We start from the raw sequence: 19654 nt of genomic DNA, 5'->3' as shown, positions 1-19654 counted from the left end.
TATAGATATGGCTGCTTCAACATTAACGATCAAAGATCTTCACGTTGAAATCGAAGGGAAAGAGATCTTAAAGGGTGTAAACCTTGAAATAAAAGGTGGAGAATTCCACGCAGTAATGGGCCCGAACGGAACTGGTAAATCCACATTATCAGCTGCTATTATGGGGCATCCTAAATATGAAGTAACAAAAGGCAGCATCACGCTTGACGGCAAAGATGTACTGGAGATGGAAGTGGACGAGCGTGCGCAGGCAGGCTTATTCCTTGCGATGCAGTACCCAAGTGAAATCAGCGGTGTGACAAATGCCGACTTCCTTCGCTCAGCAATCAACGCGCGCAGAGAAGAAGGCGATGAAATTTCTCTCATGAAATTCATCCGCAAAATGGACGAAAACATGGAGTTCCTTGAAATGGACCCTGAAATGGCTCAGCGCTATCTTAACGAAGGCTTCTCAGGCGGGGAGAAAAAACGCAACGAAATCCTTCAATTAATGATGATTGAACCGAAAATCGCCATCCTTGATGAAATTGACTCAGGTCTTGATATTGACGCTTTGAAAGTTGTATCAAAAGGGATCAACAAAATGCGCAGCGAAAACTTCGGCTGCTTGATGATCACTCACTATCAGCGCCTGTTAAACTACATCACTCCGGATGTTGTTCACGTTATGATGCAAGGCCGCGTTGTAAAATCCGGCGGTGCAGAGCTTGCACAGCGTCTTGAAGCAGAAGGTTATGACTGGATCAAACAAGAACTTGGCATTGAAGACGAAACTGTTGGCCAAGAAGCGTAAGCGTTAGGGGGATTAATATGACACTAGGTACAAAACTATCCGTAGATCAGGAGTATCTCAAAAGCTTTTCCGAAAAGCACCAAGAACCTGCCTGGCTGAAGAACCTGCGCTTACAGGCTCTTGAACAAGCTGAGGATCTGCCGATGCCGAAACCTGACAAAACAAAAATCACAAACTGGAACTTCACGAATTTCGCGAAGCATACAGTAGATAACGAACCGCTTTCTTCATTAGAAGATTTGACTGATGAAGTAAAAGCGCTGATCGACATTGAAAACGAAGATAAAACATTATACGTACAGCGTGACCAGACGCCTGCACATCTTTCTCTTTCTCAAGAATTGAAAGACAAAGGCGTCATCTTCACTGATATTCTGACTGCTGCACGCGAGCACAGCGACTTGGTGGAGAAATACTTTATGAAGGACGGCGTGAAGGTTGACGAACATAAGTTAACTGCACTTCACGCGGCTCTTGTTAACGGAGGAGCATTCCTTTATGTTCCGAAAAATGTTCAGGTGGAGACGCCGGTTCAGGCTGTTTATGTCCACGAAAGCAATGATACAGCTCTATTCAACCACGTGCTGATTGTGGCTGAAGACCACAGCTCTGTAACATATGTAGAAAACTACATCAGCACTGTAAACCCGAAAGACGCTGTCTTCAATATTATCAGTGAGGTCATCACAGGTGATAATGCCAGCGTGACATACGGTGCGGTGGATAATCTGTCAAGCGGTGTGACAACTTATGTGAACCGCCGCGGTGCTGCGCGCGGACGCGACAGCAAAATCGAGTGGGCTCTTGGCCTGATGAACGACGGCGACACGATTTCCGAAAACACAACAAACCTTTACGGTGACGGCACATACGGCGATACGAAAACGGTTGTTGTCGGAAGAGGAGAGCAAACAGAAAACTTCACAACACAAATCATCCATTTCGGTAAAGCTTCTGAAGGCTATATCTTGAAGCACGGTGTGATGAAGGATTCCGCTTCTTCTATCTTTAACGGAATCGGCAAAATCGAACATGGCGCTTCTAAAGCGAATGCGGAGCAAGAATCACGCGTGCTGATGCTCAGCGAAAAAGCACGCGGAGACGCAAACCCTATTCTTTTAATTGACGAAGACGATGTAACTGCAGGACATGCGGCATCTGTCGGCCGTGTGGACCCTATTCAGCTTTACTACCTGATGAGCCGCGGAATTCCGAAAGAAGAAGCAGAACGCTTAGTCATTTACGGATTCCTTGCACCGGTAGTAAATGAACTTCCGATTGAAGGCGTTAAGAAACAATTAGTTTCTGTTATCGAAAGGAAAGTGAAGTAATGAATATCACAGATATTCGTGAACAGTTCCCGATCCTTCATCAGCAAGTGAACGGACATGATCTCGTTTATCTCGACAGCGCGGCGACTTCCCAGAAGCCGCGTGCTGTCATTGAAACACTGGATAAGTATTATAACCAATACAATTCCAATGTTCACCGGGGCGTCCATACACTTGGAACCAGAGCGACAGATGGTTATGAAGGAGCGCGTGAAAAAGTCCGCAAGTTTATTAACGCGAAGTCAATGGCTGAGATTATTTTCACAAAAGGCACGACCACATCACTGAATATGGTGGCGTTAAGCTATGCGCGCGCCAACCTGAAACCTGGTGATGAAGTGGTCATCACCTACATGGAGCATCATGCGAATATCATTCCGTGGCAGCAGGCTGTAAAAGCAACTGGCGCCACATTAAAATATATTCCGCTGCAGGAAGACGGAACGATTTCTTTAGAAGACGTCAGAGAAACGGTCACAAGCAACACAAAAATTGTTGCGGTGTCTCATGTATCTAATGTTCTCGGCACGGTCAACCCGATTAAAGAAATGGCGAAAATCGCTCATGACAATGGGGCTGTCATTGTGGTGGACGGTGCACAAAGCACGCCTCACATGAAAATTGACGTGCAGGATCTCGATTGCGACTTCTTTGCGCTTTCTTCCCATAAAATGTGCGGACCTACTGGTGTTGGTGTGCTGTACGGAAAGAAAGCCCTGCTGGAAAACATGGAGCCTGCCGAATTCGGCGGTGAAATGATCGACTTTGTCGGGCTTTATGAATCAACTTGGAAAGAGCTTCCGTGGAAATTCGAAGCGGGTACGCCGATTATTGCAGGAGCAATCGGCCTCGGTGCCGCCATTGATTTTCTCGAAGAAATCGGTCTTGATGAGATTTCCCGCCATGAGCACAAGCTTGCAGCTTATGCGCTTGAACGCTTCCGCCAGCTTGACGGCGTAACGGTTTACGGGCCGGAAGAGCGTGCCGGGCTTGTCACATTTAACCTTGATGATGTTCATCCGCACGATGTGGCGACTGTGCTTGATGCGGAGGGAATCGCAGTCAGAGCCGGCCACCATTGTGCGCAGCCGCTGATGAAATGGCTGGATGTAACTGCTACTGCAAGAGCAAGCTTTTATCTGTATAATACAGAGGAAGAGATTGATAAGCTTGTGGAAGCTCTTCAAAAGACAAAGGAGTATTTTACAAATGTCTTTTAATGCAAACTTAGATACATTGTACAGACAGGTGATTATGGATCATTACAAAAACCCGCGAAATAAAGGGGTTTTGAATGACAGCATTGTCGTGGATATGAACAATCCGACATGCGGCGACCGCATCAGACTGACAATGAAGCTTGACGGAGACATCGTGGAAGATGCGAAGTTTGAAGGGGAAGGCTGTTCCATTTCAATGGCATCCGCTTCGATGATGACTCAGGCGATTAAAGGGAAAGATATTGAAACTGCCCTTTCCATGTCTAAGATTTTCTCGGATATGATGCAAGGGAAAGAGTATGATGATTCTATAGATCTCGGGGATATTGAAGCCCTTCAAGGCGTTTCAAAATTCCCGGCCCGTATCAAATGTGCAACCCTGTCATGGAAAGCACTTGAAAAAGGAGTCGCGAAAGAAGAAGGCGGCAATTAAAAGGATTGGAGTGAAAATGGATGGCTAAAAAAATGCCTGATATTGGTGAATACAAGTATGGTTTTCACGACAAGGACGTTTCCATTTTCCGTTCAGAGCGCGGATTGACAAAAGAAATCGTAGAAGAAATTTCTCGCATGAAAGAAGAGCCTCAATGGATGCTTGACTTCCGCTTGAAATCACTTGAGCATTTCTACAATATGCCGATGCCTCAATGGGGCGGAGATTTAAACTCACTGAACTTTGACGAAATTACGTACTACGTAAAACCGTCTGAGCGTTCAGAGCGTTCTTGGGATGAAGTTCCTGAAGAAATTAAACAAACATTCGACAAGCTCGGTATTCCTGAAGCTGAACAAAAATACCTTGCGGGTGTTTCTGCTCAGTACGAATCTGAGGTTGTATACCACAACATGAAAGAAGATCTTGAAGCGCAAGGCATCGTCTTTAAAGACACTGACAGCGCGCTGAAAGAGAATGAAGATATTTTCCGTGAGCACTGGGCAAAAGTAATCCCGCCGACTGATAACAAGTTTGCGGCGCTTAACTCAGCTGTTTGGTCCGGCGGATCTTTCATCTACGTGCCTAAAGGCGTGAAGGTTGAAACACCGCTTCAAGCTTACTTCCGTATCAACTCTGAGAACATGGGTCAGTTCGAACGTACACTGATCATTGTTGACGAAGAAGCAAGTGTTCATTATGTTGAAGGCTGTACTGCGCCTGTTTACACAACAAACTCACTTCACAGTGCGGTCGTTGAGATCATCGTGAAAAAAGGCGGCTACTGCCGTTATACAACGATCCAAAACTGGGCGAACAACGTTTACAACCTTGTAACAAAGCGTACAGTCTGTGAAGAAAACGCAACAATGGAATGGATCGACGGCAACATCGGTTCTAAGCTGACAATGAAATATCCGGCTTGTATCCTAAAAGGCGAAGGCGCGCGCGGTATGACGCTTTCTATTGCTCTTGCGGGTAAAGGCCAGCATCAGGATGCAGGTGCGAAAATGATTCACCTTGCACCAAACACATCATCTACAATCGTATCAAAATCGATTTCAAAACAGGGCGGAAAAGTAACGTACCGCGGAATCGTCCACTTCGGACGCAAAGCGGAAGGCGCCCGCTCTAACATCGAGTGTGATACGCTCATTATGGATAACAAATCAACATCAGACACAATTCCTTACAATGAAATCTTAAATGATAACATTTCATTGGAGCACGAAGCGAAAGTGTCTAAAGTATCTGAAGAGCAGCTCTTCTACTTGATGAGCCGCGGTATTTCTGAAGAAGAAGCAACTGAAATGATCGTAATGGGCTTTATCGAGCCATTCACAAAAGAGCTTCCGATGGAATACGCAGTTGAAATGAACCGTTTGATTAAGTTCGAAATGGAAGGTTCTATCGGTTAATGATGAAAACCCCTTTGTTTATCAAGGGTTTTCGAGATAGTTATCAACTTTAAAATGGCCGGCGTGCCGAATTTGATTGTAGAAGACGAACTTTTGAAGTTCGTCTTCTTTTATTTTTCAGAGACATATCCACTGTTATTTTAATGGTTTTAATTCCTTATCGATTAGAACATTTCAGACCTGCGCCGGATAGGTTCAGTTCCTATATCACGCAACCATACAGTTGCTTATACTTGACATGCAACTAATAAGTTGCTTATACTCAATATATGAATTGGAACAAAGACGCTATATTCAAAGCACTCGGCGATTCGACTCGGCGGCTTATATTAGACGAATTATCTGAACGCAACGAGCTGACGTTGTATGAACTTACGATACGTCTTAATACAAAGTACGACCTTTCTATTACGCGACAGGCGATAGCTAAACACCTTTCTGTACTGGAGGATGCAGGACTCGTAACATCAAAACGAAAGGGAAAATATCGAGTACTTATATTCAACAACGAACCGCTTAAAAATTTGCTGAAAGGATGGATAGAGTAATTTTATAAAACCAGTACTGAGTTTCTGACAAATGTTGGTTTGTTTTGCTTGAAGCCGGATTGTTTGCACAGTACCATGTACCATAAATATCAAAGGAGGCAACAACAATATGAAAATCATTGTGACTAGTATATTCGTGCAAGATCAAGACAAGGCACTGAAGTTCTATACAGAAAAACTGGGGTTTGTAAAAAAGGAGGATGTTCCCATGGGGAAATTCAGGTGGATAACGCTTGTTTCTCCAGATGATCAAGACGGAACCGAGCTTTTACTCGAACCGAATGAACATCCTGCCGCCAAGGAGTATCAAAAGAAGATATTCTCCGAAGGCCTCCCGGCCACAATGTTTGGCGTTGCAGATATTCAAAAAGAGTACAACCGATTAAAGGAAAAAGGCGTGACGTTTACGATGGAACCGACAAAAATGGGCGAAGTCACAATAGCTGTCTTCGACGATACAAGCGGTAACCTTATTCAAATTGTACAGAAGTAACCGATTCAGTCGCGTCCTTTTTGTATGCAGAAGAAAAACCGCTGGCCACAGGGCCCGCGGTTTTTTACTCTTCTTCTGTCTCCTGATTGATAATTTGCTTTACAGATGATCTGCTGTTATTTTCTCTGTTCATCTCTCGCAATTGAGTATAAGCCATATCGAATTCCTCTTTTGTCATCTGCTTTGCGGCTAATGCAGAGCATAATATAGCAAAAGCAATTGGCATTGTATCAATGTGAATGTCGATATGGACCTCTGAGTTGCCGCTGTTTTTGATAACAGATTCAGTAGTGGGTATCTCTTGAGTATGTCTGTTAAGAGGAATGATGTTTTCGTTCATTAGTCTTCTCCGTCTTGTGACTGCGCCTGTGCCTGATCCTGATCTGTGTTCACGCTGACCACGACTTTTGCATTACCGCTGTTTTGGACTTTTGCGACTGCCGCATCGCGTCTGTTTTCTTCATTTTCATGACGATTTTCGCTCATGGTATCATCCTTTCTCTATTGATAGTGACAGGATATTCGATAGGAGAGTAAAGAGATTGGACGAACTTCGCGGTTTTTCCACATTAGGGCAAAAGGTCGAAGGAAAGCATTCTATTTGGTAAAATGAATAGACATTATAATAGAAAAGGTGTTTGCATATGAAATCGTACATCATCGTCGGCGCAGGGATTCTGGGCGCGTCGACGGCTTATCATCTCGCAAAAACAGGCGCTCGCGTTACTGTCATTGATCGGAAAGAGCCGGGACAAGCGACTGATGCGGCGGCGGGGATCGTCTGTCCTTGGCTCTCGCAGCGCCGTAATCAGGATTGGTACCAGCTTGCTAAGGGGGGAGCCCGGTACTATAAGGATTTAATCCATCAATTGGAAAAAGACGGTGAATCGGATACAGGATACAAACGTGTCGGTGCCATCAGCATTCATACGGACGCGTCTAAACTCGATAAAATGGAGGAAAGGGCGTATAAGAGACGGGAGGATGCGCCGGAAATCGGCGACATTACCCGCTTGTCTGCAAGTGAAACGAAAAAGCTGTTTCCGATTTTAGCTGACGGCTATGAATCGGTTCATATCAGCGGTGCCGCCCGTGTGAACGGAAGAGCGCTGTGCCGGTCGCTTTTAAGCGCTGCAGAGAAACGCGGCGCAACGGTCATCAAAGGAAATGCGTCTTTGCTTTTTGAAAACGGAACAGTCACCGGCATGCAAACAGATACAAAGCAGTTTGCGGCTGACGCGGTCATTGTGACGGCGGGAGCATGGGCCAATGAGATATTGAAGCCTCTTGGCATTCATTTTCAAGTGTCATTTCAAAAAGCGCAGATTATGCATTTTGATATGACAGATGCAGATACAGGATCGTGGCCGGTTGTCATGCCGCCGAGTGATCAGTACATTCTTTCGTTTGATAACGGCAGAATTGTAGCCGGCGCCACACACGAAAACGATGCAGGCCTTGATGATCTTCGTGTGACAGCCGGAGGCCAGCACGAAGTATTAAGCAAAGCGTTAGCCGTTGCACCGGGTCTTGCTGATGCGGCTGCTGTTGAAACAAGAGTGGGCTTCAGGCCGTTTACACCGGGATTTCTGCCGGTCGTAGGGGCCGTGCCGAATGTTCAAGGCCTGTACGCTGCAAACGGTTTAGGTGCTTCTGGACTGACGATGGGGCCGTTCTTGGGTGCAGAGCTCGCAAAGCTAGTTCTCGGAAAGCAGACTGAAATCGACCTTGGCCCGTATGATCTAGCCGGAGCGCTTGCATAATAAATAAAGGCTTAACAAACAAATAGTATAAAGCTGTTCTGGCTTTTCTTTTCTGTATGTGTTAGCATTTATCTTTAATGAAAAAGAGGACGTGAACTGATTTTGATAAAAATTGATATACCCGCACCGAATGTCACCATCACTGAACGACAGCAGTCAGCTAATGATAACGAGCCGAAGATAAAACCGATTCACGGATTCATCGACTTTCACCAGATACCAAGGGACAAAGGCGGCATTTTTATGTTTTACAACATTCATGACGAGCTGCTGTTTGTCGGTAAAGCCAGAAAGTTAAGACAGAGAATTAAGAAGCATTTCGAAGACACTGTTTCACCGATCAAACATCACAGAGACGAAGTATATAAAATTGAGGTATGTGTAGTTGATGATCCAATGGAAAGAGAGATTTACGAAACATATATCATCAATACACAGCACTCGAAGTACAACATAGACAAGGTATTTTTTAAATAAGACGTCAGTCTGCGGATTGAACAGCGAGCCAGAGCTTAAGTCAAGTTCTGGCTTTTGATTTGGGCATTTTTTCGCATATAGGCCCTTTGTCTATCATTCGAATAAATTATTGAGAAATTTCAGAAAATAATATTGACAATCCTAGCCGCGGACTTTAATATAACAATATATAATGTTATATAACGTTATATAATAAAAACGGGGAGTGAAGGATTTGAGTCAGGCCACAGCAAAAGTAAATCGTGAGGTTCAAGCTTTCTTGCAGGATTTGAAAGGGAAAACCATTGATCATGTATTCTTTGTCGCATGCGGAGGGTCTTCTGCCATTATGTATCCGAGTAAGTATGTGTTTGACAGAGAGTCAAAATCAATAAACTCCGACCTCTACAGCGCCAACGAATTTATTCAGCGCAACCCTGTTCAGCTTGGTGAAAAGTCTCTTGTTATTTTGTGCTCGCATTCGGGAAATACCCCGGAGACAGTCAAAGCTGCTGCGTTTGCAAGGGGCAAGGGTGCACTTACGATTGCGATGACGTTTAAACCGGAGTCTCCTTTAGCGCAGGAAGCGCAATATGTTGCCCAGTACGATTGGGGTGATGAGGCGCTTGCGATCAATACAAACTATGGCGTTTTGTATCAAATCGTTTTTGGAATCCTGCAAGTATTAGAAAACAATACGAAATTCCAACAAGCAATTGAAGGCTTAGATCAATTGCAGGCTGTATATGAAAAAGCCCTTAAGCAGGAAGCTGACAACGCCAAGCAATTTGCAAAAGCCCATGAAAAAGAAAGTATTATTTATACCATGGCAAGCGGTGCAAACTACGGTGTCGCTTACTCCTACAGCATCTGCATTCTCATGGAAATGCAATGGATTCATTCCCACGCCATTCATGCCGGAGAATATTTTCACGGACCGTTTGAAATTATTGATGAATCCGTGCCGTTTATCATCCTGCTCGGTTTAGATGAAACAAGACCTCTTGAAGAGCGGGCGCTTACCTTCTCGAAAAAGTATGGCAAAAAGCTCACTGTGCTTGATGCTGCATCTTACGACTTCACTGCAATTGACGATTCAGTTAAAGGCTATCTTGCTCCGCTCGTTCTCAATCGTGTGCTGAGAAGCTATGCAGACGAGCTGGCAGAGGCGAGAAATCATCCTTTATCTCATAGAAGATACATGTGGAAAGTTGAGTATTGATCTGAAAATGAGGAACCATTATGCATTAGACTATAATGTTATATAACATTATAGTCTAATGTCCAGAGGAGGCCAACCCTTTGAAGAAAATGTTGTTGTTCTTGATCATTGCAGCTGTCAGTATGTTCACCATTGCAGGCTGTTCGAGCCAAAGCAGTTCAGCGGACGGAAAGGTGACATTGAAATTTTTCCACAGATGGCCGAAGGAGCCGGAAAAAAGTTATTTTGAAGAGGTTGTTAAGGAGTTTGAAAAAGAACACCCAGATATCGATATTCAAATTGAAGCCGTTTTAAATGACTCCTATAAAGATAAAATTAAGGTCATGCTGGGAACCACCAGCCCTCCTGACATTTACTTCTCTTGGAGCGATGAGTTTGCTTTTAAATTTATCAGAGGCAATAAAGCACTTGATCTCTCGTCCTACTACAAAAATGACACCGATTGGTCATCACAGCTCGTTCAATCGCAAATTACACCATTTACTTATGAAAACAAGCAATATGGCGTGCCGTGGCAAATGGACGCTAAATCATTCTTCTATAATAAAGACATTTTCCAAAAGCTGAATCTTGATCCCCCGAAGACGTGGGATGAATTAATCGATGTGTCAAAAAAGCTGAAAGAACATGGCTACACACCGATCAGCTTCGGAACAAAGGCGACTTGGACAATCTCGCACTATATCGGCACGCTTAATCAGCGGATGGTCGATGAAAAAACACGGGAAAAGGACTATAACGCCAAAACGGGTGAATTTACTGATGAAGGCTACGTAAAAGCACTTGAAAAGCTTCAAGAGCTGATGCCTTACTTTAATAAACATGTAAACTCCGTCGACCACGAATATGTGAGACAGCAATTTAAGAGCGGAAAGTCGGCGATGATATATGCGGAAACAGCGGAAATCAAGCTGGTTGAACCGGTTAATCTCGGGATGTTCCCATTTCCTGAAATCAGCGGGCAAAAAGGATCTTCAGAAGCGTTAACGGGAGCGCCGGAAGGATTCATGATTTCCTCAAGAACAAAACATCCGAAGGAAGCGATGGAATTTTTGCAGTTCTTGACGTCGAAAAAAATGGGCGAAAAGCTCGTGAAAGATGTCGGGAAATACAGTGCAGTGCAAGGTACGGCTACTGAAGAAAATGCAACAGCTATTCAGCGTGAAGCCGTTCAGCATATCGTTGATGCCAAATCAATGGTTCCATGGTTTGATATGGATGTCGATGTTGAAGTCGCAGATGCGTACCTAACAGGCGTCCAGCAAATGCTTGGCGGCGACATGACACCGCAGCAGGTGATGAAAGCCGTTCAAAAGGCAGCAAAGCAGGTGAGGGCGTCAGCTGAATAAATCAAAGAAAAGGTGAAGCTTCGCACCTTTTCTTTTTATAAAGGAGATGAGATACCCTTGGTCAATCAGAATAAAATAATCCCCTATTTGTTTTTGGTGCCCGCTCTCGTTTTTTTACTTTTCGTTTATATCCCGATTTTTGAGAATGTATTCCTCAGCCTGTTTCAGTGGAGCTCATTTTCTCCGGAAAAAACGTTTATCGGCTTAAAAAACTATGTTGAATTATTTCATGATCCTGTCTTCTATCAGGCACTTACCAATAATGTGCTTTATGCAGTGATCTCAATTGTATGCCAGGTATTTGGCGGTTTGATTTTGGCGGCGGTGCTTGAGGATAAGCTGGTCAGAAAATGGTCGCCGTTTTTTCGTACCGTTTTCTTTTTGCCGGTTGTCATCTCAATGACTGTGATCGCGCTTTTGTTTGATTTTATTTACAATCCGGAGACAGGGCTTTTGAATCAGCTGCTTCAGGCCATCGGTCTTGATCAGCTGACGAGGGCCTGGCTCGGGGATGACAGCACAGCTATGCTTTCTGTCATTTTTGTGTCCCAGTGGCAATCTGTCGGTTATATTGCGATGCTGTACATTGTGTCGATTCAAAAAATACCGGATGAACTGTATGAAGCGGCCCGGCTTGACGGCGCGGGTAAAATTCAGCAGTTTTTTCATATTACTGTTCCCCAGACGAAAGAGATGTCTTTTGTTGCGGTGGTCATGACGCTGACCGGGGCCTTTACGGTCTTTAATGAGCCGTACATTTTGACAGGCGGCGGGCCGGGAAACGCGTCAGAAGTCTTGAGCACGTTTTTATATAAAAGCGCCTTTACAAAGGATATGATGGGCTACGCCTCAGCGATTGCCACTGTCGTGTTAATCATTACGCTTGCATTATCGCTCATGCAAATGAAGTTCTTTAAAACCGGAAAGGAGGAGTAACTGATGCTGCCTCAGAAGAAGACAGATTCGTTCAGGTTGGAGCCTGTGCCTGACCAGCACATTGAGGTTAAAGATAAGCCTAGACGAAAATGGTATATCGGAGAAACGTCTGTGTGGGTTTTTCTGTTTCTATATCTGATTGCGATTGCCTATCCGCTTCTCTGGATGGTGATGAGCGCCTTTAAAAACTCTGACGATATTTTTGAGCACAGCTGGTCGCTGCCGTCATCGTGGCATCCGGAAAATTTTGTTTCCGCCTGGAACCAGGGGATTTCTTCTTATTTTATGAACAGTGTCATCGTTACGGCGCTGACGTGTGTGATCACTGTCTTTATCAGTGCATGGGCAGCGTATGGCCTTTCCCGGTTTGAGTTTAAAGGAAAAAGATTCTTTTTGGTGCTATGTCTTGGCGGATTGATGCTGACGCCGCAGGTCAGTCTTGTGCCGCTTTATTCTATTATTCAGTCGCTGGGCCTGTACAATACGTATTGGGCGTTAATCCTGCCGTATGCGGCTTATCGGATCCCATTCACCATCATTTTGATCCGCTCTTATTTTCTTTCTATTTCCAAAGAATTGGAGGAGGCGGCCTATTTGGATGGGTGTACAAGTTTTGGGGTATTTTTCAGAATTTTCTTACCGATTAGTGTGCCGATTTTGGTGACATCCGGCATTTTGACGGCTTACCATACATGGAATGAGTTTATGTTTGCGATTATTTTCATAGATGATGAGAATTTGCGGACCATTCCAGCCGGGCTGATGCAGTTCAGAGACGCGCTGCAGACAGACTGGGGCGTCCTGCTGGCGGGGTTAACGATTTCAGCCGCGCCGATTATTATTCTATTTTTATTGATGCAGAAATATTTTGTCCGCGGGATTGCAAGCGGCAGTGTAAAAGGATAAAGGAGGAAGCGCTATGAAATTGATTGCGGTTGGAGATAATGTTGTAGATTATTACCAGGATCAAGAAACATTCTACCCGGGAGGAAATGCTTTAAACGTTGCTGTGCTTGCCAAGCGGCTCGGGCATGAGTCTTCCTATATCGGAATCGTCGGCAATGACGAAGCCGCGGCACATCTGTTGAACGTTCTCAAGCTGGAGCAGGTCAATGCAGATTATATCCGCCAGGCGCACGGAGAAAACGGGATGGCGATTGTCACCCTTGATGAACAGGGGGACCGCATTTTTGTCAGGTCAAATAAAGGCGGCATTCAGTCCCGGCTTCGGCTCGTGTTCCAGGAGAAAGATATAGCCTTTATCAGAGGACATGATCTGTTGCATACGAGCGTGTACAGCAGGCTTGAGAACGATCTTCCCCAGCTGTGCGGGCTTGTCCCGGTCTCATTTGATTTTTCAACCAATCGGGAGGATGATTATTTGAGGAGGGTCTGTCCTTATGTGACGTATGCATTTTTTTCAGGAAGCGATTTGAGTGAGTCGGAATGCGGTGAGCTTGCCAAAACAGCTCATGGGTACGGAGCCAAAATGGTTTGTATGACCCGAGGGGGCCAAGGAGCAATCCTGTCTGCGGGTGATCGAATCTATCATCAGCCGATTGTGGAAACTGATATAATAGATACACTTGGAGCGGGTGATTCTTTTATAGCAGGCTTTTTGACTGCCTTTTGCGTGAAGCAGGATATAACGTACGCTTTGCGCCAGGCTGCTGAAACGGCTGCGAAAACATGCGGTGTGTACGGAGCTTTCGGCTATGGCTATCCTTATCGCTTGGAGGACGGGGGAAGCAGTGAAAAAACGAGAATACTATAAGCAGTGTCTCGTTTTTTATGCCTGTTATGTGTAGGGGCTGTTGATGGTAAAAGTGACACGGTTTGTGTGCATCAAAAACAATGAGCAATAGATTGGCTGGTCGTTTGATGTAAAAGCCGTTTTATCAATTTCAAACAGCGCATCCCCGATATCACAATCCAGGTATTTGCTTTCCTCCTGTTGGGCATATACAACGTTTAATAGCTTCGTATTGTGCGTGGGTACAACTTTGTATTGCTGTTTCAAAATATCATGCATGGATACGCCGTCAGCAATAAAGGTATCAATGCCGGGAAACAAATCAAGCGGATAATGCGTCACTTCAAAGGTGAGAGGCTGATCATCATTATATAAAATCCGTTTTAATTCAACGACAGGGCTCTCGGGATGGATTTGAAGCTTTTCGGCGATGGGTTTTGTCGCTGGAATGATGTCATGGGACAGCACATGATGCTTCGGTTTTTTGCCGGTGGATTCCATAAATTCCGAGTAGCCGTTTACAGCGATCAGCTCTCGTTTTAATTTAGGGCTTTTAACGAACGTTCCCTTTCCCTGCTGCCTGATCAGATAGCCTTCTTCGACTAAATCGAGAATGGCTTTCCTGACGGTGATGCGGCTGACGTTATACTTGCTGCAAAGCTCGTTTTCGGTAGGCAGCTTGGCAGTTGGGGAATACACGCCCTTTTTGATGTCATCAGTGATGATTTGTTTTAGCTGAATGTATAAAGGTGTAGAACTTCCGTTGTTTAACAAAGGGTAGCCTCCTTTTAACCTATTATTTATATTATAATGTATTATGACGTTATAATACAAATTTACATTTTTTATTTTAGAGATATAGCAAAAATGGGAATCGATTACTCTAAAAATAACAGAAAGACCAAGTTGTTTCCAGTGACGAAATAACGGGTCAAAAGATAGGGGGACTTTTCTGATGGCTTCATTAACATTTGAACACGTCAAAAAATCATATCACTCACAATTAACCGTGAAGGACTTTGATTTAGATGTAAAGGATAAGGAGCTTTTGGTGCTGGTGGGGCCGTCAGGATGCGGAAAATCAACAACGCTGCGGATGGTGGCTGGATTAGAAAGCATTTCTGAAGGAAATCTTCTTATTGATGGGGAGCGGGTCAATGATCTTCCGCCGAAAGAACGTGATATTGCGATGGTATTCCAAAACTATGCGCTTTATCCGCATATGACGGTTTTTGATAATATGGCGTTTGGATTAAAGCTCAGAAAGATGGCGAAACAGGAAATTGCCGAGCGGGTTCATGCGGCAGCTAGAATTTTAGAAATTGAACATTTGCTGAAGAGAAAACCGAAGGCGCTCTCCGGCGGGCAGCGGCAAAGGGTGGCGCTTGGCAGGTCGATTGTGAGGGAGCCGAAGGTCTTTTTAATGGACGAGCCGCTTTCTAATCTGGATGCAAAACTAAGAGTGACGATGCGGACAGAAATCAGCAAGCTGCACCAGCGATTAGAGGCAACGATCATTTATGTCACGCATGACCAGACCGAAGCAATGACAATGGGAGATCGGATTGTCGTCATGAATGAAGGGGAAATTCAGCAAGTGGCAAAACCTCATGACATTTATCATTACCCGGCCAATTTGTTTGTCGCAGGCTTCATTGGCTCTCCCGGAATGAACTTTTTGAAAGGCATCATAGAACAGCAGCATGGCGAGCTGTTTTTCACAAATTCTTCGATCCGGCTTCATATTCCTGAGGAAAAAGCAAAGCGGCTGAAGGAAAAGGGATATGCCGGAGAACAGATGATTGTCGGTGTACGGCCGGAGCACATCACACAAATGACAGGAAATGACCAGTTGTTTGATTCAGTGTTTCAAGCGAAGGTGGAAGTGAATGAAAATCTGGGCTCGGAGCTCATAGTGCATGTTATGGCTGGAGACGAGCGGCTCAAGGTCCGCCTGGACGGAAACACGCGAATCGATGCAGGCGATTCAATCCAGCTCTCAGTGAAAATGGACCACGTCGTCTTTTTCGATGCGGAAACGGAAGAGGCTGTGTATTAGAAAAAGGTGCTCCTTAAAAGGAGCACCTTTTTCTTACGGCCAAATCTCATCCGCCCATTCAGGGTGGTCGATAAATGGATTGCGGTTGTGCTGATATTTTTCATAAATGATTTCATTTCTTTTCCGCTCGCGGTCGTCAACCGGATCCTGCTTATTCCATTCGAGCAGGACAGATTGTTTGCCATGATAAGGAGCTGAGCCGTTGCCTGTCTTATCATTAAGCTCAAGATCAGGATAGCCGTCATCACCCTCGTAACGGACAGCCATGTAAAACAGCATGCGGGCAACATCGCCTTTCACATCATCGCGGGGCTCCCATGAATCGCCGTCATAATAATTTCCGGGTGCCTTCGCATATTCAGTGCCACCATTGTCAAAATCCATATTTCCTCTGGCGCTGTTAACTTGAACATCAGCCGGGCGCAAATGATGAATATCAGTACCAGGTCCCTTGCTCGTACCAAAATCGCCATGGGATTTCGCCCAGACATGCTCGCGGTTCCAATCGCCGACATTGCCGCCGTTCAGGTTTTTGGACCGCGATTCATTCGTATAGAGCAGGATGACGTTATTCGGATTTCTCGGATCTTCATCCGTTTCTTTCAGCGCGTTCCACACTTCGCTGTAGGACAGCATCGTGTGTCCGCTGATAATACGGTGCAGGGTGCTTTTTAGCGAGTCTCCTGTTTTACCTTCAGCCCCTTCATAATAGGTATCTGTGTCAGCATAGGGTGCAGCTGGGGCGGCTAATGAGAGAAGGCTTCCCGTTCCTGAAGGGGAAGACGCCAATCGGTCATTAAGGCTTAATGCGGTTTGCGCGCTTGCTGAAGCTGCCGGCGCAAGCCATCCGGAAATCAGTAATACACAGACGAGCGGCAGAAACCATGCTTTTTTTGTCATCACTTGCCCTCCTTTTATCAGATCATGTCTATTATCTAAAATTGAAATAAAGGATAGAAGTGTCATTTTGTATATTTTTCATTAAAATTGTAAATTAGTTCCTTTAGAGGAGACGAAAATCTCCTGTTCCCATACCTTTAGGTCCTGTTTTTGCGGGCTGCCGGCATTTCTGTTTTCATCCGTTCCGCGAACATCGCCTCTCCAGCTTAGCTTGTTCATATGAAAGGCATTTTGACCCTCTCTTTCGCTCTTGCTGGCTCTCTTCCTTACCGTGTTTTCTTTTGACCTTTACATCAAAATAGTTGTGACATGTAGGGTGAATCTGGTTGCTGGATGGATACTGTGACTAAAAAATAAACGTTTTTTTGGTTAATCTGTCAATGAACTATCATGTTGCTCCTTCTATAATGAAGTCACCATAGCGGCCAGAGGGGGGAGTACATGGAAAAGCAGAAGCTTTCAGTAAAAAACAGCATCACAGATTATATTGAATGGCTCGCCCAATACGGTGCGTCTGCGGATGGCGGCGTAACGAGGCTTTTATACACAAAAGAGTGGATGGACGCACAGCTTGCTGTGAAAACGGAAATGTCTTCTTTCGGGCTTGAAACAAGATTCGACGATGTCGGCAATGTGTTTGGAAGGCTTTCGGGCACCCAGTCTCCGGATGAAGTCATTGTAACCGGTTCACATATCGATACTGTCATCAATGGGGGAAAATACGACGGCGCCTATGGTGTTCTGGCGGCAATGCTTGCGATAAAGCGGCTCAAAGAGACATATGGAGCGCCGAAAAAAACACTCGAAGCGGTATCCTTATGTGAGGAGGAGGGCAGTCGTTTTCCAATGACCTATTGGGGATCAGGGAATATGACGGGTGTTTTTTCATTACAGGATGGAGCAGAGCCAAGAGACGAATCAGGAGTCTCGCTGCAACATGCGATGCATGAGAACGGTTTTGGCAAAGGTGTGTTTCAGGCAGCATATCGGACAGATATCAGCGCTTTTGTTGAGCTCCATATTGAACAGGGACAGACATTGGAAATGTCAGGACGGGATCTCGGGATTGTGACAAGCATTGCGGGGCAGAGGCGATATCTCGTCACGCTGGAGGGGGAATGCAATCATGCAGGAACTACCTCCATGAAATGGCGCAAGGACCCGCTCGCAGCCAGCAGCCGTATCATTCATGAGCTGCTGCTGCGGTCGGAGGAGTTGCCGGAGGAGCTCCGTCTGACATGCGGAAAAATAACGGCAGAGCCCAATGTAGCCAATGTCATACCGGGCCGCGTCCAGTTTTCAATCGATATTCGCCATCAGCATCAGCATGTGCTGGAACAGTTTCATCAAGACATGGTTGCTTTGATCAACGGTATTTGCCATCAAAAAGGAATTCGCGCCGTGATTGATGAATATATGCGGATAGAGCCTGTGCCGATGGACGAAAGGCTGAAGGCTGCGGCTTTTGAAACAGCATTAGAAAACGGCTTCAGCTGTGAGGAAATGGTGAGCGGAGCAGGGCATGACGCGCAAATGATCGGAAGGCGCTATCCTGCTTGTATGCTGTTTGTGCCAAGCCGAGGCGGCATCAGCCACTCACCGAAGGAATATACGTCAGCCAGACAGCTTGAGATCGGCGTCCGCGCACTGACTGATTTATTATATAAACTGGCTTACTGATAAAGGAGGAATGGCTGTGTCAGGCAGAAGAGAATTATGCACCCCATTAAGAACGATTATGACGCCGGGGCCTGTTGAGGTTGATCCGCGTGTATTAAGAGTAATGAGCACCCCGGTTGTCGGCCAATTTGATCCGGCGTTTACAGGTATTATGAATGAAACGATGGAGATGCTTCGGGAGCTGTTCCAAACAAAAAACCGCTGGGCATACCCGATTGACGGCACTTCACGGGCGGGAATTGAAGCAGTGTTGGCTAGTGTGATAGAGCCGGAAGATGATGTGCTCATTCCCATTTACGGCCGTTTCGGTTATTTGCTGACTGAAATTGCCGAGCGATATGGGGCAAATGTTCATATGCTTGAGTGCGAATGGGGAACAGTTTTTGACCCGGAGGACATCATACGGGAGATAAAAAAAGTGAAGCCGAAAATTGTGGCCATGGTGCATGGAGAAACATCGACAGGACGGATTCACCCGCTGAAAGCCATCGGCGAAGCCTGCCGCACCGAGGATGCATTGTTTATCGTCGATGCAGTCGCAACGATTGGGGGCTGCGAGGTTAAAGTCGATGAATGGAAGATTGACGCTGCCATCGGCGGAACGCAAAAATGTTTGTCTGTGCCTTCAGGAATGGCGCCGATTACATATAATGAGCGGGTGGCGGACGTGATTGCAGCTCGCAAAAAGGTGGAGCGGGGGATTGCGACACAAGCTGACAGGGAAGCGCTTTTGGGAAATCGGCCAATCACAAGCAACTACTTTGATTTGAGCCAGCTTGAGGATTATTGGAGCGAAAGACGGCTCAATCATCATACAGAAGCGACGACGATGCTGTACGCCTTACGTGAGGGAGTCAGACTGGTGCTTGAAGAAGGTCTTGAGACGCGTTTCGAGCGGCATCGGCACCATGAAGCCGCATTAGCAGCAGGGATAAAGGCGATGGGGCTAAGATTGTTTGGAGATGACAGCTGCAAAATGCCTGTTGTTACCTGTGTCGAAATTCCCGGCGGCATTGACGGCGAGTCTGTCCGTGACATGCTGTTGGCACAATTCGGCATTGAAATCGCCAGCTCATTCGGCCCGCTTGCAGGGAAGATCTGGAGAATCGGCACGATGGGGTACAGCTGCAGAAAAGAAAACGTGCTATTCGTGCTTGCCGGGTTAGAGGCTGTGCTTCTCAGACATAACGCAGGAATCGAAGCAGGAAAAGCGCTCCAAGCAGCGCTGGATGTGTATGAAAACGCTGACCGCCAGGCAGCGGTGTAAAGAAAAGCTTGCGGACCTCCGCAAGCTTTTTAG

22 protein-coding genes are annotated in these 19654 nt (G+C 45.6%); 17 read left to right on the top strand and 5 right to left on the bottom strand.

The annotated features are described in order from the left end of the window. The first annotated feature begins 7 nt into the window (after positions 1-7). From sufC to glxB, 7 genes are all read left to right on the top strand, one after another. Entirely contained in the window at positions 8-793 is a 786-nt protein-coding gene (sufC, locus tag CW370_RS09350) for a Fe-S cluster assembly ATPase SufC (RefSeq protein ID WP_003151872.1), read from the top strand. 17 nt (positions 794-810) lie between these two features. Continuing rightward, complete coding sequence (gene sufD, locus CW370_RS09345; protein ID WP_003228602.1) at positions 811-2124, top strand: Fe-S cluster assembly protein SufD; 1314 nt, start codon at positions 811-813, stop codon at positions 2122-2124. Further along, positions 2124-3344, top strand: coding sequence for a cysteine desulfurase SufS (gene sufS, locus CW370_RS09340; RefSeq protein ID WP_003228604.1), 1221 nt, complete (start codon positions 2124-2126; stop codon positions 3342-3344). The genes sufD and sufS overlap by 1 nt, the downstream gene beginning before the upstream one ends. Further along, complete coding sequence (gene sufU, locus CW370_RS09335) at positions 3334-3777, top strand: Fe-S cluster assembly sulfur transfer protein SufU (RefSeq protein WP_003222809.1); 444 nt, start codon at positions 3334-3336, stop codon at positions 3775-3777. The genes sufS and sufU overlap by 11 nt, the downstream gene beginning before the upstream one ends. A gap of 20 nt (positions 3778-3797) precedes the next feature. Then, on the top strand, positions 3798-5195 hold the full coding sequence (gene sufB / locus CW370_RS09330) for a Fe-S cluster assembly protein SufB (RefSeq protein WP_003228608.1): 1398 nt from the start codon (positions 3798-3800) through the stop codon (positions 5193-5195). Positions 5196-5464: 269 nt separating this feature from the next. Beyond that, the gene (locus CW370_RS09325; RefSeq protein WP_024571868.1) at positions 5465-5743 is read left to right on the top strand and encodes an ArsR/SmtB family transcription factor; all 279 of its coding nucleotides are present in this window, start codon (positions 5465-5467) and stop codon (positions 5741-5743) included. Positions 5744-5852: 109 nt separating this feature from the next. Further along, positions 5853-6236 carry a methylglyoxalase gene (gene glxB / locus CW370_RS09320; protein ID WP_024571867.1) on the top strand — a complete coding sequence of 128 codons (384 nt, stop codon included), beginning with the start codon at positions 5853-5855 and terminating at the stop codon, positions 6234-6236. Between the two features lie 64 nt (positions 6237-6300). Here the strand turns inward: glxB and CW370_RS09315 are convergent, their stop codons facing one another. Together CW370_RS09315 and sspG are read right to left on the bottom strand one after the other, a co-directional pair. Then, on the bottom strand, positions 6301-6576 hold the full coding sequence (locus tag CW370_RS09315) for a hypothetical protein (RefSeq protein WP_003243521.1): 276 nt from the start codon (positions 6574-6576) through the stop codon (positions 6301-6303). Continuing rightward, positions 6576-6722, bottom strand: coding sequence for an acid-soluble spore protein SspG (sspG, locus tag CW370_RS09310; protein ID WP_003228613.1), 147 nt, complete (start codon positions 6720-6722; stop codon positions 6576-6578). The genes CW370_RS09315 and sspG overlap by 1 nt, the downstream gene beginning before the upstream one ends. Positions 6723-6880: 158 nt before the next feature. On the opposite strand from sspG, the gene CW370_RS09305 reads away from it, so the two are divergent. The 7 genes from CW370_RS09305 (at position 6881) to frlD (ending at position 13736) form a co-directional block, all read left to right on the top strand. Next, positions 6881-7999, top strand: a complete 1119-nt coding sequence (locus CW370_RS09305) for an NAD(P)/FAD-dependent oxidoreductase (RefSeq protein ID WP_029946445.1) — start codon at positions 6881-6883, stop codon at positions 7997-7999. A gap of 102 nt (positions 8000-8101) precedes the next feature. Further along, complete coding sequence (locus CW370_RS09300) at positions 8102-8476, top strand: nucleotide excision repair endonuclease (protein ID WP_003228617.1); 375 nt, start codon at positions 8102-8104, stop codon at positions 8474-8476. A gap of 214 nt (positions 8477-8690) precedes the next feature. Further along, complete coding sequence (frlB, locus tag CW370_RS09295; RefSeq protein WP_024572491.1) at positions 8691-9677, top strand: fructosamine deglycase FrlB; 987 nt, start codon at positions 8691-8693, stop codon at positions 9675-9677. A gap of 80 nt (positions 9678-9757) precedes the next feature. Then, positions 9758-11026, top strand: coding sequence for an ABC transporter substrate-binding protein (locus CW370_RS09290; RefSeq protein ID WP_024572490.1), 1269 nt, complete (start codon positions 9758-9760; stop codon positions 11024-11026). Between the two features lie 57 nt (positions 11027-11083). Next, positions 11084-11962, top strand: coding sequence for a carbohydrate ABC transporter permease (locus tag CW370_RS09285; protein ID WP_014477910.1), 879 nt, complete (start codon positions 11084-11086; stop codon positions 11960-11962). Between the two features lie 3 nt (positions 11963-11965). After that, positions 11966-12868 (top strand): carbohydrate ABC transporter permease, encoded by a 903-nt coding sequence (locus CW370_RS09280; RefSeq protein WP_024572489.1) that lies wholly within the window; start codon positions 11966-11968, stop codon positions 12866-12868. A gap of 13 nt (positions 12869-12881) precedes the next feature. Beyond that, the gene (frlD, locus tag CW370_RS09275) at positions 12882-13736 is read left to right on the top strand and encodes a fructosamine kinase FrlD (RefSeq protein ID WP_024572488.1); all 855 of its coding nucleotides are present in this window, start codon (positions 12882-12884) and stop codon (positions 13734-13736) included. A 24-nt stretch (positions 13737-13760) separates the two neighbouring features. On the opposite strand, the gene frlR is transcribed toward frlD, so the two are convergent. Next, complete coding sequence (gene frlR, locus CW370_RS09270) at positions 13761-14489, bottom strand: transcriptional regulator FrlR (protein ID WP_024572487.1); 729 nt, start codon at positions 14487-14489, stop codon at positions 13761-13763. A gap of 181 nt (positions 14490-14670) precedes the next feature. Here frlR and CW370_RS09265 point away from each other — a divergent pair, with 181 nt between their 5' ends. Then, complete coding sequence (locus tag CW370_RS09265) at positions 14671-15774, top strand: ABC transporter ATP-binding protein (protein ID WP_101169597.1); 1104 nt, start codon at positions 14671-14673, stop codon at positions 15772-15774. Between the two features lie 33 nt (positions 15775-15807). On the opposite strand, the gene CW370_RS09260 is transcribed toward CW370_RS09265, so the two are convergent. Together CW370_RS09260 and CW370_RS21245 are read right to left on the bottom strand one after the other, a co-directional pair. Beyond that, positions 15808-16674, bottom strand: a complete 867-nt coding sequence (locus tag CW370_RS09260; protein WP_014480775.1) for an endonuclease I family protein — start codon at positions 16672-16674, stop codon at positions 15808-15810. 81 nt (positions 16675-16755) lie between these two features. Then, on the bottom strand, positions 16756-16893 hold the full coding sequence (locus CW370_RS21245; protein ID WP_153256467.1) for a hypothetical protein: 138 nt from the start codon (positions 16891-16893) through the stop codon (positions 16756-16758). A 222-nt stretch (positions 16894-17115) separates the two neighbouring features. Here CW370_RS21245 and allC point away from each other — a divergent pair, with 222 nt between their 5' ends. Then, entirely contained in the window at positions 17116-18354 is a 1239-nt protein-coding gene (gene allC, locus CW370_RS09255) for an allantoate deiminase (RefSeq protein WP_101169596.1), read from the top strand. Positions 18355-18370: 16 nt separating this feature from the next. Beyond that, positions 18371-19621 (top strand): (S)-ureidoglycine--glyoxylate transaminase, encoded by a 1251-nt coding sequence (gene pucG, locus CW370_RS09250; RefSeq protein ID WP_101169595.1) that lies wholly within the window; start codon positions 18371-18373, stop codon positions 19619-19621. The last annotated feature ends 33 nt before the right edge of the window (positions 19622-19654 follow it).

It is taken from the genome of Bacillus sp. SN32, assembly GCF_002837495.1.
GTDB classification, from domain to species: Bacteria; Bacillota; Bacilli; order Bacillales; family Bacillaceae; genus Bacillus; species Bacillus subtilis.
This window is presented reverse-complemented; position numbering and strand designations above follow the sequence as displayed.

Bases quoted from the DNA above. Each gene is read 5' to 3' on its own strand.
- CW370_RS09315 (WP_003243521.1), bottom strand. From the start codon at position 6,576: ATGAACGAAAACATCATTCCTCTTAACAGACATACTCAAGAGATACCC.
- glxB (WP_024571867.1), top strand. From the start codon at position 5,853: ATGAAAATCATTGTGACTAGTATATTCGTGCAAGATCAAGACAAGGCA.
- CW370_RS09260 (WP_014480775.1), bottom strand. From the start codon at position 16,674: ATGACAAAAAAAGCATGGTTTCTGCCGCTCGTCTGTGTATTACTGATT.
- allC (WP_101169596.1), top strand. From the start codon at position 17,116: ATGGAAAAGCAGAAGCTTTCAGTAAAAAACAGCATCACAGATTATATT.
- CW370_RS09265 (WP_101169597.1), top strand. From the start codon at position 14,671: ATGGCTTCATTAACATTTGAACACGTCAAAAAATCATATCACTCACAA.
- sufC (WP_003151872.1), top strand. From the start codon at position 8: ATGGCTGCTTCAACATTAACGATCAAAGATCTTCACGTTGAAATCGAA.
- sufS (WP_003228604.1), top strand. From the start codon at position 2,124: ATGAATATCACAGATATTCGTGAACAGTTCCCGATCCTTCATCAGCAA.
- CW370_RS09280 (WP_024572489.1), top strand. From the start codon at position 11,966: ATGCTGCCTCAGAAGAAGACAGATTCGTTCAGGTTGGAGCCTGTGCCT.
- sspG (WP_003228613.1), bottom strand. From the start codon at position 6,722: ATGAGCGAAAATCGTCATGAAAATGAAGAAAACAGACGCGATGCGGCA.
- CW370_RS09305 (WP_029946445.1), top strand. From the start codon at position 6,881: ATGAAATCGTACATCATCGTCGGCGCAGGGATTCTGGGCGCGTCGACG.
- CW370_RS09325 (WP_024571868.1), top strand. From the start codon at position 5,465: ATGAATTGGAACAAAGACGCTATATTCAAAGCACTCGGCGATTCGACT.
- CW370_RS21245 (WP_153256467.1), bottom strand. From the start codon at position 16,893: ATGAACAAGCTAAGCTGGAGAGGCGATGTTCGCGGAACGGATGAAAAC.
- sufU (WP_003222809.1), top strand. From the start codon at position 3,334: ATGTCTTTTAATGCAAACTTAGATACATTGTACAGACAGGTGATTATG.
- sufB (WP_003228608.1), top strand. From the start codon at position 3,798: ATGGCTAAAAAAATGCCTGATATTGGTGAATACAAGTATGGTTTTCAC.
- frlD (WP_024572488.1), top strand. From the start codon at position 12,882: ATGAAATTGATTGCGGTTGGAGATAATGTTGTAGATTATTACCAGGAT.
- sufD (WP_003228602.1), top strand. From the start codon at position 811: ATGACACTAGGTACAAAACTATCCGTAGATCAGGAGTATCTCAAAAGC.